Here is a 15,518-nt window from a genome sequence, read left to right as displayed (position 1 = left end):
CGAACCCAAATTATGGATTACATGTTTGCGATGATTGCGTCACCAAACTCTGAACATTTCAGCAGCTTAGCGCCTTCCATCAGACGTTCGAAGTCATAGGTCACGGTCTTAGCGGCGATGGCGCCTTCGGTGCCTTTAACAATCAGGTCTGCGGCTTCGAACCATTGCATGTGGCGCAGCATCATTTCAGCGGACAGGATGATGGAACCTGGGTTCACTTTATCCTGACCGGCGTACTTCGGTGCAGTACCGTGGGTCGCTTCAAACAGCGCGCACTCGTCACCGATGTTGGCGCCCGGAGCGATACCAATACCCCCCACCTGAGCGGCCAGCGCATCGGAGATGTAGTCACCGTTCAGGTTCATACATGCGATAACGTCGTACTCAGCTGGACGCAGCAGGATCTGCTGCAGGAACGCATCGGCGATCACATCTTTAATGATGATCTCTTTGCCGGTGTTCGGGTTCTTAATTTTCTGCCATGGGCCACCATCGATCAGCTCGCCGCCGAATTCGTCGCGAATTAACTGGTAACCCCAGTCTTTAAACGCGCCTTCGGTGAACTTCATGATGTTGCCTTTGTGAACCAGAGTCAGGGAGTCACGATCGTTGGTGATTGCGTATTCGATCGCCGCACGCACCAGACGCTTAGTCCCTTCTTCAGAACATGGCTTGATACCGATACCGCAATGTTCAGGGAAGCGAATTTTCTTCACGCCCATTTCGTCGCGCAGGAATTTAATCACTTTCTCAGCGTCAGCAGAGTCAGCTTTCCATTCGATACCGGCATAGATGTCTTCGGAGTTTTCGCGGAAGATGACCATATCGGTCAGCTCTGGGTGTTTAACCGGGCTTGGGGTGCCCTGGTAGTAACGCACTGGGCGCAGACAAACGTACAGATCCAGCTCCTGACGCAGCGCAACGTTCAGAGAACGAATGCCGCCGCCGACTGGCGTGGTCAGTGGACCTTTGATTGCAACGCGGTAGTCACGAATGAGATCCAGCGTTTCGGTTGGCAGCCAAACATCCTGGCCATAAACTTGAGTGGATTTTTCCCCGGTGTAAATTTCCATCCAGGAAATTTTACGCTCGCCTTTGTAGGCTTTCTCAACAGCGGCATCAACCACTTTAAGCATTGCCGGAGTCACGTCAACGCCGATACCGTCGCCTTCAATAAATGGGATAATCGGATTGTGTGGCACATTCAGCTTGCCGTCTTTCAGGGTGATTTTTTGACCTTCCGCCGGAACAACTACTTTGCTTTCCATTCACCTCTCCTTCGAGCGCTACTGGTGTGCTCGTCATCCTTTACGCCACAGGTTCTTGCCGCTACTACGCCCACTCCACTTAGCCTGGAGATGCACTGTCTTACCGTCTTCCTGCAACACAAAGAGTTAGAGCATTTTTGTTAATGTTTTGTAATAAGCCTGTCAATACTACCTGATTGTTTGGCGCCATGAAAGACTCTCGTTATTAGGCTATAATGCGCGAATCTATAAAGCCTGAAAATACTATGATTAAGACTTCATTTAGAAAAAACCAGCTTGAGCGATTCAGCTCACGACAAGCAACCAAACAACGTAAAGATAGCCACGTAAAACGCGTTATCTTATTTAATAAACCCTATGATGTTTTGCCGCAATTTACCGATGAAGCCGGCCGCAGCACGTTAAAAGATTTTATCTCCGTGCAAAATGTGTACGCCGCCGGGCGTCTTGACCGCGATAGCGAAGGCCTGCTGGTGTTAACAAATGACGGCGCTTTGCAGGCTAAGCTCACCCAGCCGGGGAAAAGGACGGGGAAAATATACTACGTCCAGGTGGAGGGAGAACCTACCGTCGAGGCCATTGAAGCACTGCGTCACGGCATCACGTTGAACGATGGCCCCACACTGCCCGCGGGTGTTGAACGCGTAGATGAGCCCGAATGGCTGTGGCCGCGCAATCCACCGATTCGCGAGCGAAAATCCATTCCTACCGCCTGGCTGAAAGTGACATTGTATGAAGGCCGTAACCGTCAGGTACGCCGCATGACCGCTCACGTTGGCTACCCAACGCTACGCCTCATTCGCTATGCGATGGGTAGCTACACGCTGGATAACCTGAAAAATGGCGAATGGCGCGATGCGGAATGATTAATGAGCGCGGGGATCGTCTCCCCACGCTCCTCCCGCAGGCTAAGAGATGTCTGGCACAATCACGCTCTTATATTTTTCCAGTATAGGTGAATTGGCATCCGCTGGATTTTGCAACTGCCACAGGTTGCGGCTGAGACCATCGTTCACCAGATAGATGACGCCGGTTTCAATGGCAGACATTAAACACAGCATCACCGGTTCGTTGACCGTGTAGCCCACTTCCCCTTCCAGCAAGCGCTGGTAGTCAATATAACGGAAGACCCCGGCCTGGAATTCATAGGAAAGGATCGTTTTACTGGTGTTAACGGAAGACAGGACTTCGCCGGTGCTGACATTAACCACGCGTAAGTTGACCGCTATCTGATCGAGCTGATACTCGGTGCTGGCCCCGATACCAAAATAGCGTGCGCCTGCCCCACCCGATTTCACATTGCTTTCATAACCAATAATTGACCCTTCAATCAAAATATTGGCCGCCACCAGCGAAGGCAACTGCCCCCGATTGTTATCCGAAACCGTGCCGTTTTCCTGGGCGGCGCGAATAATCTTTCTTTCATTAAGCAGGTTTTGCAGCCCCTGACGCTCCAGCGGCGTAAACCAGTTGGAATCCTTTAAGGCTGACACCAGCATCGCAGTGGCACTTTGCGGCACGGAGGTTGAAAAGTTACTGGCCGGATAGGGTTTAAATTGCCCGGTCTCATCCTGGATGTTATAGACCGACACGAACAGCTTTCCTTTCGGAGCCGGGAGATGCGTTAAGTCCTGATAGCTCTGCGACCGGGGCAATAACGTCGGTTTTGCTGCCTGTTGAGGGGGAGAGGTAATGCAGCCCGTAAGCATCAACAGGCTAACGAAGATGACCACTACGCCAGTTATATTTTTCATATCCGCTTCTCGCCACTGATTAATTTGTTGAAATGCTGCTCAGGCCGCTGACCTGAATGGTGGACGATTTCCCTGTGGCTCGGTCGAGAATATTCATCATCAACTGACCATCGGTATTAGTGATATCGACAATAAAATCTTTGGTGACCAGACGTCCCGGTTTCCCGGTGGAGATATTGCCCATTAAGCTGCCCAACAGCTGCGACTGAATTGCTGAGGTGAAATTATCCAGTGCAGAGGTTGCCGTGGCGCCAGAGCCCCAGTCATAGGCATCGGGATCTTTATATGAATTCTGTGCATTGGCTTCCGAAAGCAGAAATGCACCATTATTCGGGTTACCACCAAAATTTGGGTTAATAAACTGGAAAGTCATATTCCCAGCCTGGGCCGTGGTCGAGAGCAAACCAATGCCAAGAATCAAAGAAAGCACTTTCATCGTACACTCCTAGAACTCATCGCTGGTTAAGTCGCCGGTATTTAATAACGCTTTGTTAATCGCGCGTTTTTGTAGCCCTTCATACACCGAGGCCAACGCGATATTAACCTGTTTATTAAAATCATTTTTGCTGGGAAATAAGAACGTTTGAAACAATAAATCCTGGTCAACCTTGATCGTTATCCAACTCCCCCATCGGGCGCTGGGTCGCTCATTAATCGTAATTGAGCCCGGATACTCTTCTTCCCAGTGATCGGTAAATGCTCGATAGAAATCATGGCCAATGCGAGTGATTGTATTATCGGTCACCAGCCCCGGCACTTCTATTTCTGCTGAATAACTGGCGTGCGATGCCAGTAGCATCATTAATGATGCGATCGCTACCTTCAGATATTTCATAATTATCGTCTAAGGTTGTCATTCGCCCATGTTACGGCTTGGGTCCTGTTTTTTACGGCAATTTTACGAAATAGATTATATAGATGTGTCTTGACTGTATTTTCGCTAATAAATAGCAGACGAGCAATTTCAATATTTGATGCACCCATTCTCAATTTATTAAGAATGTCTTTTTCTCTTTGCGTGAGACCGCTTGTATCATCGTGGTAACGATAGTTTCCGGACTGATTAATAAGATAACTGGTGAGATCGTGTGGGAAATGACAGCCGCCGGCGCGTACGTTACGAATGCCTTCAATCAATGTTTGTTCATCAACCGAGAGGTAAAACACAGCGCTAATCCCCGGCCAGCTTTCCACTTCATGAAACGGGTAGTCTTCTGGCATATTAATCAACAAAACCTTGACCTTATCGCGCAATCGTCTCAGTTCTGTTTGCCACAATAGCGTTCGTTTTTTATCTGATTCACTTAAGTCAAAAAGCACCAAAATACGTTCGGCATTAACGTTATCCAGCGTTTTTTGAATGTTTTGTATTCTGACATTAATCGCGATAGACGTTTTAAGTTGATGTACCAGCGCAGTCGCCTGCAATGACGGCCTGGATATTAACAACAAAACATCGCTATTCACCGGCTCTATTTCTTTCGGCATTATGATACTCCATCCCGCTTGCTGCCCGGATCGCGACCTCTTTCTGATAGGCATAAATAGGCATATCAAGAAAGGGTCGCTATCCTGTGTAGTTGCTAATTAATAAGTATGACAATAAAGGTATTAAGAGCACGGGCGGTGCGCTTGTTTCCTAAGTGCTGCAATACTGTTCAATCTAGACATTGCTATTTTTATCGCAAGTGGCATTTGTGTTTCAAAATGTAACATGAAAGTATCAGTATATTTCAATGTCTTTTGTATTACTCTTTGTTTTTTATAGGAAATGTTTAAAAATCATTTTTCATAAATTTAGATAGCAACGCCGTTTTTACGCTTGATTCTAAGCAGAGTATGTCAATCACCCGCGCTCTTAAGCTCTATTGTAAATTTTTTATTCCACCGAAAACCTCATGAAATAGGGATTGCGCCTAAGTCGTAATCATTATTTTACACACAAAGCCGCTTGCTTAGCCAACTAATCAAATAACTGCCGCTTGCAGGCCCGGCCTGCGCCCTCACCCCCAACTTTAATACTTTAAGTTGAGAGGCGATTTTAAAATACAACATCCAGGTGAAAAACAGGTCCACACCTCTCAGACATACTCAATCCATAAATCAGATTCATCCCATAACCATCTAATTGGTTATAGCCTGGCTGATTTAACTCCTGACTTTAACCATCGGTTAAATCTAGGTGCGACTATGAAATCATGTTTTTTATTATTACCCATCCTGGGATACTCGTGTCTTGTTTCCGCGGGTGGCGATTTAGCCGGTTCTGAATTCTCGGGGCTGGATAAATTCAATCAGGGCTACGATATGATTGCTATTACTGGTCAACAGGGCAGTGGTAATACTGCGTCTATTAATCAGTCTGGTCATCACATTTATGGTTCAATATCTCAGGTTGGCGGGCAAAACTACGCGGCATTAAGTCAGAATGGATTTAATAATCGTGCAGATATCGCTCAGTACGGCAATGGTAATAATGCGACGGTTAACCAAACGGGGATGAATAACTCCGCCACCTTAATTCAGGTGGGTACGGGTAACCAATCGGATATTAACCAGACTGGTTTTGAGAACTCTGCGGAAATTGTTAATAGAGGCAAGGGCAATCTCACGCAGATTAATCAAACGGGCACAAACCGCGGTGCGGCTGTTGTGCAAAATTCGGCAGGAATGGCAATTCGTATTACTCAAAATTAGCGTTTTCACTGATTACCAATCTCTAAACCTATGGGGTATCTCATGAAAAAGTGGAATCTTGTTATTTTGTCTACGTTGTTAGCATCCGGTACAGCTTTAGCGGGAGGCCACGGCACCTACACGCCTCCTCCTACAACGACGCCAGGAACCGGAGTGAGCATTCCTCATGCAAACTTTAATGCGCCAACCAGCCCGGTGCTTCCGACCAGCGGGAAATGGGACGGCGTGGTTCACATCTATCAAGCGGGCAACAGTAACAGTTCCTACGCGGAGCAGGCTTCTGCCACTAAATCCACCATTGATGTCCATCAGCATGGCGACTGGAACAAATCAACCGTTAACCAATCTACCACGCAAAGCGCGGTGGTGATTAATCAGCAGGGTACCGGTAACCAATCCTATGCATCGCAGTCGGGCTCCGGTAACTCCATTGGCGTAGGTCAACTGGGTACCGGGCATTCCTCTACTGCGATTCAGGCGGGGACCAGCAACGCGATTAACGTGTCGCAAAACGGCGGTAGCTACAACAGCTCCTACGTTAATCAGAAAGGTAAGAACAGTTCTGTGGATGTAACCCAGGTGGATTACCGTAACAGCTCGACCGTGAATCAAAATGCGGAAGGCTCAATGGTAGTGATCGCGCAAAGTGGCTCTTATAACAGCAGCTATGTCGATCAATCTCGTAATAACAACCTTGCCTATGTCCAGCAGGTCGGCGGCTCAGGTAATAGCTCTACCGTTATCCAGCATTAATCCATATCGTCAGCCGGATGATCACTCATCCGGCTGTTTTTTCCCGTACGCGAGGCTCGCTATGCACGTGCTTCTTATTGCCGCCGCACTCAGTAATCAACTGTGGTTTGAAGCCCAACCGCAGGCTGAATCAATGGTTATCACCCCAATGGCTACGCTGACGGCCGACTGCGACTGCCAGTTAACGATTAATGTGGTTCATCAAGGCCAGTCTGGCACCAGCAATAGCAGCCAAAGTGGCAGCGTCAAAATTAAGGGCCAGCAGCCCCAGGCGCTTGCCAGCATGCGGCTGGATATTCCGCAGGGTGAATGGGCGCAGATCACCGTCACGCTAAGTAACAGCAGCGGCGTGATTTTGCAGCAAAGCTGGAGTACACCGACGCGGGTTTGATTTTCCCCTCTTCTTCTTTAATATCCTTATCTTCTATTCGCCCGATAAGGATGCCGCATGTTCAAGCCCCACGTCACCGTCGCCTGCGTGGTCCACGCCGAAGGCAAATTTTTGGTTGTTGAAGAAACGATCAATGGCAAGGCGCTGTGGAACCAGCCCGCAGGCCATTTAGAAGCGGATGAAACCCTAGTTCAGGCCGCCGAACGCGAACTGTGGGAAGAGACCGGCATTCGCGCTACGCCGCAGCACTTTATCCGACTGCACCAGTGGATTGCCCCGGACAACACGCCGTTCCTGCGTTTCCTGTTTGTCATTGAACTCGATAAAATGTGCGCAACCGAGCCGCACGATAGCGATATCGACCGCTGCCTGTGGGTGAGCGCGGATGAGATTTTGCAGGCGAAAAACCTACGCTCCGCGCTGGTTGCCGAGAGCATTCGTTGCTATCACGAGGAAGCCCGCTATCCGCTGTCGCTGCTTGGCGAATTTAACTGGCCGTTTACAGAGGGTGTCAAGTAAAAGGCTGCGTGATAGAATATGCCGCCTTGAAGTCCAATGTCGTGAGTATTCCAATGTCAGAAAGCCAGAAAAAAGTGATCGTCGGCATGTCCGGCGGTGTAGATTCCTCCGTTTCCGCCTACCTGTTACTGCAACAGGGCTATAAGGTGGAGGGCCTGTTCATGAAGAACTGGGAGGAAGACGACGGCGAGGAATACTGTACGGCTGCGGCGGATCTTGCCGACGCGCAGGCGGTGTGTGACAAGCTCGGCATTGAGCTGCACACGGTAAACTTTGCTGCCGAATACTGGGATAACGTTTTCGAACTGTTCCTCGAAGAGTACAAAGCGGGCCGCACGCCAAACCCAGATATCCTGTGCAACAAAGAGATCAAATTTAAAGCCTTCCTCGAGTTTGCCGCTGAAGATTTGGGCGCTGACTATATCGCGACCGGTCACTATGTGCGCCGTGCCGATGTCGACGGTAAAAGCCAACTGCTGCGTGGCCTCGACGGCAATAAAGATCAGAGCTACTTCCTTTATACCTTAGGCCACGATCAGGTCGCACAAAGCCTGTTCCCGGTCGGCGAGCTGGAAAAGCCGCAGGTGCGTAAAATCGCCGAAGAGCTGGATCTCATCACCGCGAAGAAAAAAGACTCCACCGGTATCTGTTTTATCGGCGAGCGTAAATTCCGCGAGTTCCTCGGCCGCTACCTGCCCGCACAGCCGGGTAAAATTGTCACCGTTGAGGGTGAAGAGATTGGCACCCACCAGGGTCTGATGTATCACACCCTTGGCCAGCGTAAAGGTCTGGGGATCGGCGGAACAAAAGAAGGCAGCGAAGATCCATGGTACGTGGTGGATAAAGACGTTGAGAACAACATCCTCGTTGTTGCTCAGGGTCACGATCACCCGCGCCTGATGTCGGTTGGGCTTATCGCCCAACAGCTTCACTGGGTTGACCGCGTCCCGGTTACCGGAACTTTCCGCTGCACCGTGAAAACCCGCTATCGTCAAACTGATATTCCATGCACGGTCACCGCGCTGGATGCAGAACGTATTGAGGTTCATTTTGATGAACCTGTTGCCGCCGTCACCCCGGGTCAGTCCGCCGTGTTCTACAACGGTGAAATTTGCCTGGGCGGCGGCATCATTGAGCAGCGCCTGCCGCTGCCGGTAGAGTAACCATAATTAGCAACGTGACTTTCGCCATCGCGAAGGTTTAACGTAGCCTGTCTGGCGGTACGCCGTCTGACGGGCGCCAACAAGGAGTGAGCGTGGCGAAGAATTATTATGACATCACCCTGGCGCTGGCGGGCATTTGCCAGTCGGCCCGTCTGGTGCAGCAACTGGCCCATCAGGGCCACTGTGACGGCGACGCGCTACACGTTTCGCTTAACAGCGTTATCGATCTCAACCCGGACTCCGCGCTGGGCGTTTTCGGTGGCAGTGAAGCCAATCTTCGCCTTGGCCTTGAAACCTTACTCGGCGTGCTGAACGCCAGCAGCCGCCAGGGTTTGAACGCGGAACTCACCCGCTACACTCTAAGCCTGATGGTACTGGAACGTAAGCTTGCTGCCGCGAAAGGGGCGATGGATACGCTCGGTAATCGTATTAATGGTTTACAACGTCAGCTTGACCATTTCGACCTGCAGTCAGAAACGCTGCTTAGCGCGATGGCCGGTATTTATGTCGATGTGATTAGCCCGCTGGGTCCCCGCATTCAGGTGACCGGCTCCCCTGCCGTGCTGCAAAGCCCGCAGGTTCAGGCGAAAGTACGCGCCTCTTTATTAGCGGGTATCCGCGCCGCGGTGCTGTGGCACCAGGTTGGCGGCGGACGTCTCCAGCTGATGTTTTCTCGTAATCGCCTGACCACTCAGGCAAAACAAATTCTTGCTCATTTAACCCCGGAGTTGTGATCTATGGAATTATCCTCACTGACCGCCGTTTCCCCTGTCGATGGACGCTACGGCGATAAAGTCAGCGCGCTGCGCGGGATTTTCAGCGAATATGGTTTGCTGAAATTCCGTGTACAAGTCGAAGTACGCTGGCTGCAGAAGCTGGCCGCACACGCAGCCGTCAAGGAAGTTCCTGCTTTTGCTGCCGACGCAAACGGTTACCTTGATAGCATCGTGGCGAACTTCAATGAAGAAGACGCGGCGCGCATTAAAACTATCGAGCGCACCACCAACCATGACGTGAAGGCAGTCGAATATTTCCTGAAAGAAAAAGTCGCGTCCGTGCCAGAGCTGCACGCCGTGTCTGAATTTATCCACTTTGCCTGCACCTCCGAGGACATCAACAACCTGTCCCACGCGCTGATGCTGAAAGCGGCCCGTGAAGAGGTGGTGTTGCCGTACTGGCGTAAAGTGATTGATGCGATCAAAGACCTCGCCGTCCAGTATCGTGACATCCCGCTGCTCTCCCGTACCCACGGTCAGCCGGCGACGCCGTCAACCATCGGTAAAGAGATGGCGAACGTCGCCTACCGTATGGAGCGCCAGTTCCGTCAACTGGGTCAGGTAGAAATTCTGGGTAAAATTAATGGCGCGGTTGGCAACTACAATGCCCACATCGCGGCCTACCCGGACGTTGACTGGCACCAGTTCAGCGAAGAGTTCGTGACCTCTTTAGGCATTCAGTGGAACCCGTACACCACGCAGATCGAGCCGCACGACTATATTGCGGAGCTGTTTGACTGCATCGCGCGTTTCAACACCATCCTGATCGACTTCGATCGAGATATCTGGGGTTACGTTGCGCTGAACCACTTTAAGCAAAAAACCATCGCCGGCGAAATCGGCTCTTCCACCATGCCGCACAAGGTTAACCCGATCGACTTCGAAAACTCCGAAGGCAACCTGGGCCTGTCCAACGCGGTGCTGCAGCACCTGGCCAGCAAACTGCCGGTTTCCCGCTGGCAGCGTGACCTGACCGACTCCACCGTTCTGCGTAACCTGGGTGTGGGTATCGGCTATGCGCTGATCGCTTATCAGTCTACCCTGAAAGGCGTGAGCAAACTGGAAGTGAACCGTGACCGTCTGTTAGACGAGCTGGATCATAACTGGGAAGTGCTGGCCGAGCCGATTCAGACCGTAATGCGTCGCTACGGTATTGAGAAGCCGTACGAGAAACTCAAAGAACTGACCCGCGGTAAACGCGTCGATGCCGAAGGCATGAAACAGTTTATCGACGGTCTGGCGCTGCCGGAAGAAGAGAAAACTCGCCTCAAAGAGATGACTCCGGCTAACTACATCGGCCGCGCGATCGCCATGGTCGACGAGCTGAAATAAGCTGCCTCTCCCCTCCTTCTTCCTGAAGGAGGGGACTTTCCAATCAATTTAGTTAATGTTTATCTCCACAAAGCCATAATCGGCGTTAATATATTCATGTCATTATTTTAATGGAGAAACAGCATGCGCGTACTCGTCGTAGAGGACAACGCTCTGTTACGTCATCACCTGAAAGTGCAGCTGCAGGAAATGGGCCACCAGGTAGATGCCGCAGAAGATGCAAAGGAAGCCGATTACTATCTGGGTGAACATATTCCCGATATCGCCATTGTTGATTTAGGCCTGCCCGATGAAGACGGCCTGTCGTTGATTCGCCGCTGGCGCAGCCACGATATTTCCCTGCCGATTCTGGTCCTGACGGCCCGCGAAAGCTGGCAGGACAAAGTGGAAGTGCTCAGCGCCGGTGCCGACGACTACGTCACCAAACCCTTCCATATTGAAGAGGTTTCCGCCCGCATGCAGGCGCTGATGCGTCGTAACAGCGGTCACGCCTCGCAGGTCATCTCCCTGCCGCCGTTCCAGGTCGATTTGTCGCGCCGCGAACTCTCTATTAATGAAGAGGTGATTAAGCTCACCGCTTTCGAATACACCATTATGGAAACGCTGATCCGTAACAACGGCAAAGTGGTGAGCAAAGATGCCTTAATGCTTCAGCTCTATCCCGATGCCGAATTGCGCGAGAGCCACACCATTGACGTGCTCATGGGCCGTTTGCGTAAAAAAATTCAGAGCCAGTATCCGCATGATGTGATTATTACCGTACGCGGCCAGGGCTATCTCTTCGAACTGCGCGAATGAAAAATATCCGCCGGCATATTCTGCCGCTGTCGCTGCGCATGCGTTTCCTGTTGGCAACGGCCGCGGTGGTTATCGTGCTGTCGTTGTCCTATGGTATGGTCGCGCTGGTCGGCTATAGCGTGAGCTTCGACAAAACCACCTTCCGCCTGCTGCGCGGCGAGAGCAATTTGTTCTATACCCTGGCCAAATGGGACAACAACGTGATGAGCGTTGATCTGCCCGATAACCTCAATATGCAAAGCCCTACGGTGGCGTTGATCTATGACGATCAGGGTAAGCTGCTGTGGCAACAAAAAGACCTTCCGTGGCTGGTGAATCGGATTCGACCGGAGTGGCTGAAGGGTAACGGTTTTTATGAAATTGAGGCCGACGTCAGCTCCACCAGCTCATTGCTGCGCAACGATCATGAGATGCAAAAAGAGCTCACCGAAATTCATCAGCAGGACGATGATGCTGAGATGACCCACTCGGTGGCGGTTAATAGCTATCCGGCGACCAGCCTGATGCCGGCGGTGGTGATCGTGGTGATCGACACCATCCCCATCGAGCTTAAGCGCTCTTATATGGTCTGGAGCTGGTTCTCTTACGTTCTGGCCGCGAATCTGCTGCTGGTTATCCCGCTACTGTGGATTGCCGCACACTGGAGCCTGCGTCCAATTGCCGCATTATCACGGGAGATACGCGAGCTGGAAGAACATCACCGCGAGCATCTCAACCCCGATACCACCCGCGAGTTGACCAGTCTGGTGCGCAATTTAAACCGGCTGTTAAAGAGCGAACGCGAACGATACGACAAATACCGCACCACCCTCACCGACCTGACCCACAGCCTGAAAACGCCGCTGGCGGTGCTGCAAAGTTCGCTACGTTCCCTGCGTAGCGAAAAGATGACCGTCAGCGAAGCTGAACCGGTGATGCTGGAGCAAATTAGCCGCATCTCACAGCAGATTGGCTACTATCTCCATCGCGCCAGCATGCGCACCGACAGCACCTTGTTGAGCCGCGAGCTGCATCCGGTAGCACCGCTGTTGGACAGCCTGATCTCGGCGCTGAATAAGGTCTATCAGCGTAAGGGCGTCAATATCACGCTGGATATTTCACCGGAGATGACCTTCGCCGGCGAGAAAAATGACTTTATGGAAGTGATGGGCAACCTGCTGGATAACGCCTGCAAATATTGCCTTGAGTTTGTCGAAGTCTCCGCACGCCTGACCGACGATTATCTGCATATTATTGTCGAAGATGACGGCCCGGGCATTCCGCAAAGTAAACGCGATATCGTCTTCGACCGCGGCCAGCGCGCCGACACCCTTCGCCCAGGACAAGGCGTCGGGCTCGCCGTTGCGCGGGAAATCGTTGAACAGTATGACGGGCAAATCATCACCCGCGACAGCCTGCTCGGCGGGGCAAAAATGGAAGTGATCTTTGGCCATCAGGATCTCGAGAGTCACGAAGGGTAAATAATGTTTCCGTAGCAGGGTAGTTTTGTGAATACGATGTATAATCCGGACATACATCTGCTGCGGAAATATCAATATGGAATACCACTTAACGCTAAACTGGCCCGATTTTATGGCGCGCTACTGGCAAAAACGCCCGGTCGTGCTCAAACGCGGCTTCGCCAACTTTATTGACCCGATTTCACCGGATGAACTGGCGGGTCTGGCGATGGAAAACGAAGTCGATAGTCGGCTGGTCAGCCACCTCGACGGCGAATGGCAGGTGAAACATGGGCCATTTGAAAGCTATGACCATCTGGGTGAAAGCAACTGGTCACTGCTGGTTCAGGCCGTTGACCACTGGCATGAGCCTTCCAGCGCGCTGATGCGCCCGTTCCGCAGCCTACCCGACTGGCGTCTTGACGATCTGATGATCTCCTTCTCGGTGCCGGGCGGTGGCGTAGGCCCGCATCTTGACCAATACGATGTGTTTATTATTCAGGGGACCGGCCGTCGCCGCTGGCGCGTGGGTGAAAAAACCGCGCTCAAGCAGCACTGTCCGCATCCGGATCTGCTGCAGGTTGCGCCGTTTGAAGCCATCATTGACGAAGAGATGGAGCCCGGCGATATCCTTTACATCCCACCGGGATTCCCACACGAAGGCTATGCGCTGGAGAACTCGCTCAACTATTCCGTCGGCTTCCGTACACCAAACAGCCGGGAATTAATCAGCGGCTTTGCCGACTACGTTTTACAACGCGACCTGGGCAATGTGCACTACAGCGACCCGGACGTTCCGTCACGCGATCACCCGGCGGATCTCCTGCCACAAGAGGTCGATCGTCTGCGCGGCATGATGCTGGATCTGATCAATCAGCCTGAGCATTTCCAGCAGTGGCTGGGGGAGTTCATCAGCCAGTCTCGTCATGAGCTGGATATTGCGCCGCCTGAGCCGCCGTATCAGCCCGATGAGATCTATGACGCCCTGCAGCAAGGCGATATGCTGCAACGCCTGGGCGGCCTGCGGGTGATCCGCATTGGCGACGATTTCTTCGTTAACGGTGAAAAAGTGGACTCCCCGCATCGTCATGCGCTGGATGCCATGGCGGGCAGTATTATGCTGGAGAGCCAACATTTCGGTGAAGCGCTGGACGACCCCTCCTTCCTCGCCATGCTGGCCGCGCTGGTCAACAGCGGGTACTGGTTCTTCGCTGAGTAAGCTTATTCATCCCCGGGTTTCCCCGGGGATGTTTTCACGCCCCGCGTTTGGCGGTCAATTCGGCAATACGCACAATCACCTGCACCGCTTTCTCCATCCCTTCCAGGGTTACAAACTCGTGCTTGCCGTGGTAGTTATAGCCGCCGGTGAAAATGTTCGGGCACGGGAGCCCCATAAATGAAAGCTGCGCGCCGTCGGTGCCGCCGCGAATCGGCTTCATGTCGGGCTCGATACCGCAATCGCGCATTGCCTGCTGGGCGATATCCAGAATATAAGGATGATCGGCCACCTTTTCGCGCATATTGTAGTAGCTGTCTTCAATAATCAGCTCAATATAGCAATCCGGATGCAGTCCTTTTCCGACTTTCTTGGCGATCTCCATCATCTTGCGCTTGCGGGCTTCAAACTGCTTACGGTCGAAATCACGCACGATGTAGTGCATCTCTGCGCGATCCACCGACCCTTTGATGCTGGTCAGATGATAGAAACCTTCATAGCCTTCGGTTTTTTCCGGGCTCTCGTCGGCGGGAACTTCGGCATGAATGCGCGCCGCCAGCGACAGGGCATTCACCATCACCCCTTTCGCCGTGCCTGGATGTACGTTGTTACCCACGATCTTGATGGTCACAGAGGCGGCGTTGAAGTTCTCAAACTCCAGCTCACCGACGCCGCCACCATCGACGGTATAAGCCCACTGGGCGTTAAACGCGGCGACATCAAAATGCTTCGCGCCCTTGCCGACTTCTTCATCCGGCGTGAAGGCCACGCGGATATCGCCGTGCGGAATGTTTTTTTCCTTCAGTACCGCCAGCGCGGTCATAATCTCGGCGATACCGGCTTTGTCATCGGCGCCGAGCAGCGTTTTGCCATCGGTCGTGATAAGCGTCTGGCCGAGCAACTGATGCAGTACCGGGAACATGACCGGCGACAGCACTTCATCACCGATGCCCAGCGCAATATCACCGCCACGGTAGTTTTCAACAATTTGTGGGTTGACGTTTTTACCGCTGAAATCCGGTGCGGTATCAACATGGGAAATAAAACCAATCGCCGGGACATCGCCGTTCACATTGGCTGGCAGCGTGGCCATCACCGTCCCCTTCTCACTCAGGGTAACGTTGATGAGCCCCATCGTTTCCAATTGCTCTTTCAGCAGGTGCAACAGCTTCCACTGCCCTTCTGTACTCGGTACCTGACGCACGCCAGGTTTCGATTGCGTGTCCAGAGAAACGTACTGCAAAAAACGTTCAAGCAATTTATCCATGTAGCCACCCTCTCTTTTTGTGACAACATTATCAATAAGCAACAAAAGACAAATATTGCGTCAGGTCACTTTTAACCCGGCAAAGGTGACTTTTTTTCGCCAAACGGTATCTAATAGCCCGATATACATACACGTAGCTTAGACA

At 51.9% G+C, this 15,518-nt stretch carries 17 protein-coding genes; 11 read left to right on the top strand and 6 right to left on the bottom strand.

Annotation, left to right across the window (positions count from 1 at the left end):
* Positions 1-17 precede the first annotated feature (17 nt).
* The gene (icd, locus tag KCR01S_RS04745; protein WP_061280293.1) at positions 18-1,268 is read right to left on the bottom strand and encodes an NADP-dependent isocitrate dehydrogenase; all 1,251 of its coding nucleotides are present in this window, start codon (positions 1,266-1,268) and stop codon (positions 18-20) included.
* Between the two features lie 215 nt (positions 1,269-1,483).
* Here icd and rluE point away from each other — a divergent pair, with 215 nt between their 5' ends.
* Positions 1,484-2,134 (top strand): 23S rRNA pseudouridine(2457) synthase RluE, encoded by a 651-nt coding sequence (gene rluE, locus KCR01S_RS04740; RefSeq protein ID WP_061280290.1) that lies wholly within the window; start codon positions 1,484-1,486, stop codon positions 2,132-2,134.
* A gap of 42 nt (positions 2,135-2,176) precedes the next feature.
* Here rluE and csgG read toward each other — a convergent pair whose 3' ends face one another.
* Genes csgG through csgD form a run of 4 tightly spaced genes read right to left on the bottom strand, consistent with a single transcriptional unit; the run spans position 2,177 to position 4,510 of the window.
* Positions 2,177-3,022 carry a curli production assembly/transport protein CsgG gene (csgG, locus tag KCR01S_RS04735; RefSeq protein WP_061280287.1) on the bottom strand — a complete coding sequence of 282 codons (846 nt, stop codon included), beginning with the start codon at positions 3,020-3,022 and terminating at the stop codon, positions 2,177-2,179.
* Positions 3,023-3,041: 19 nt separating this feature from the next.
* A complete protein-coding gene (gene csgF / locus KCR01S_RS04730; protein ID WP_061280283.1) occupies positions 3,042-3,458 on the bottom strand; it encodes a curli production assembly/transport protein CsgF in 417 nt (138 codons plus the stop codon).
* Between the two features lie 9 nt (positions 3,459-3,467).
* Positions 3,468-3,860, bottom strand: coding sequence for a curli production assembly/transport protein CsgE (csgE, locus tag KCR01S_RS04725; RefSeq protein ID WP_233269644.1), 393 nt, complete (start codon positions 3,858-3,860; stop codon positions 3,468-3,470).
* The gene (gene csgD / locus KCR01S_RS04720) at positions 3,860-4,510 is read right to left on the bottom strand and encodes a biofilm master transcriptional regulator CsgD (RefSeq protein ID WP_061280278.1); all 651 of its coding nucleotides are present in this window, start codon (positions 4,508-4,510) and stop codon (positions 3,860-3,862) included. Before csgD ends, csgE begins: the two co-directional genes overlap by 1 nt.
* 702 nt (positions 4,511-5,212) lie before the next feature.
* Here csgD and KCR01S_RS04715 point away from each other — a divergent pair.
* The 10 genes from KCR01S_RS04715 to KCR01S_RS04670 all read left to right on the top strand — a co-directional run bounded on the left by KCR01S_RS04715 (position 5,213) and on the right by KCR01S_RS04670 (position 14,109).
* Positions 5,213-5,719 carry a hypothetical protein gene (locus KCR01S_RS04715; RefSeq protein WP_061280276.1) on the top strand — a complete coding sequence of 169 codons (507 nt, stop codon included), beginning with the start codon at positions 5,213-5,215 and terminating at the stop codon, positions 5,717-5,719.
* Between the two features lie 153 nt (positions 5,720-5,872).
* Positions 5,873-6,472 (top strand): hypothetical protein, encoded by a 600-nt coding sequence (locus tag KCR01S_RS04710; RefSeq protein ID WP_061280271.1) that lies wholly within the window; start codon positions 5,873-5,875, stop codon positions 6,470-6,472.
* A gap of 61 nt (positions 6,473-6,533) precedes the next feature.
* A complete protein-coding gene (gene csgC / locus KCR01S_RS04705; RefSeq protein ID WP_061280268.1) occupies positions 6,534-6,863 on the top strand; it encodes a curli assembly chaperone CsgC in 330 nt (109 codons plus the stop codon).
* A gap of 57 nt (positions 6,864-6,920) precedes the next feature.
* The gene (locus KCR01S_RS04700) at positions 6,921-7,382 is read left to right on the top strand and encodes an NUDIX hydrolase (RefSeq protein WP_061280265.1); all 462 of its coding nucleotides are present in this window, start codon (positions 6,921-6,923) and stop codon (positions 7,380-7,382) included.
* A gap of 53 nt (positions 7,383-7,435) precedes the next feature.
* A complete protein-coding gene (gene mnmA / locus KCR01S_RS04695) occupies positions 7,436-8,545 on the top strand; it encodes a tRNA 2-thiouridine(34) synthase MnmA (protein WP_061280262.1) in 1,110 nt (369 codons plus the stop codon).
* 92 nt (positions 8,546-8,637) lie between these two features.
* Entirely contained in the window at positions 8,638-9,279 is a 642-nt protein-coding gene (gene hflD / locus KCR01S_RS04690; protein WP_052281758.1) for a high frequency lysogenization protein HflD, read from the top strand.
* A gap of 3 nt (positions 9,280-9,282) precedes the next feature.
* Complete coding sequence (gene purB / locus KCR01S_RS04685; protein WP_061280259.1) at positions 9,283-10,653, top strand: adenylosuccinate lyase; 1,371 nt, start codon at positions 9,283-9,285, stop codon at positions 10,651-10,653.
* A 123-nt stretch (positions 10,654-10,776) separates the two neighbouring features.
* Entirely contained in the window at positions 10,777-11,451 is a 675-nt protein-coding gene (gene phoP, locus KCR01S_RS04680) for a two-component system response regulator PhoP (RefSeq protein ID WP_061280256.1), read from the top strand.
* Positions 11,448-12,911 (top strand): two-component system sensor histidine kinase PhoQ, encoded by a 1,464-nt coding sequence (gene phoQ, locus KCR01S_RS04675; RefSeq protein WP_061280252.1) that lies wholly within the window; start codon positions 11,448-11,450, stop codon positions 12,909-12,911. The genes phoP and phoQ overlap by 4 nt, the downstream gene beginning before the upstream one ends.
* Before the next feature lie 76 nt (positions 12,912-12,987).
* The gene (locus tag KCR01S_RS04670) at positions 12,988-14,109 is read left to right on the top strand and encodes a ribosomal protein uL16 3-hydroxylase (protein WP_061280249.1); all 1,122 of its coding nucleotides are present in this window, start codon (positions 12,988-12,990) and stop codon (positions 14,107-14,109) included.
* Between the two features lie 34 nt (positions 14,110-14,143).
* Here KCR01S_RS04670 and pepT read toward each other — a convergent pair whose 3' ends face one another.
* Positions 14,144-15,373 carry a peptidase T gene (gene pepT / locus KCR01S_RS04665; RefSeq protein WP_061280246.1) on the bottom strand — a complete coding sequence of 410 codons (1,230 nt, stop codon included), beginning with the start codon at positions 15,371-15,373 and terminating at the stop codon, positions 14,144-14,146.
* Positions 15,374-15,518 lie beyond the last annotated feature (145 nt).

Origin of the sequence: Kluyvera cryocrescens NBRC 102467 (genome assembly GCF_001571285.1) — a bacterium.
Classification (GTDB): domain Bacteria; phylum Pseudomonadota; class Gammaproteobacteria; order Enterobacterales; family Enterobacteriaceae; genus Kluyvera; species Kluyvera cryocrescens.
This window is presented reverse-complemented; position numbering and strand designations above follow the sequence as displayed.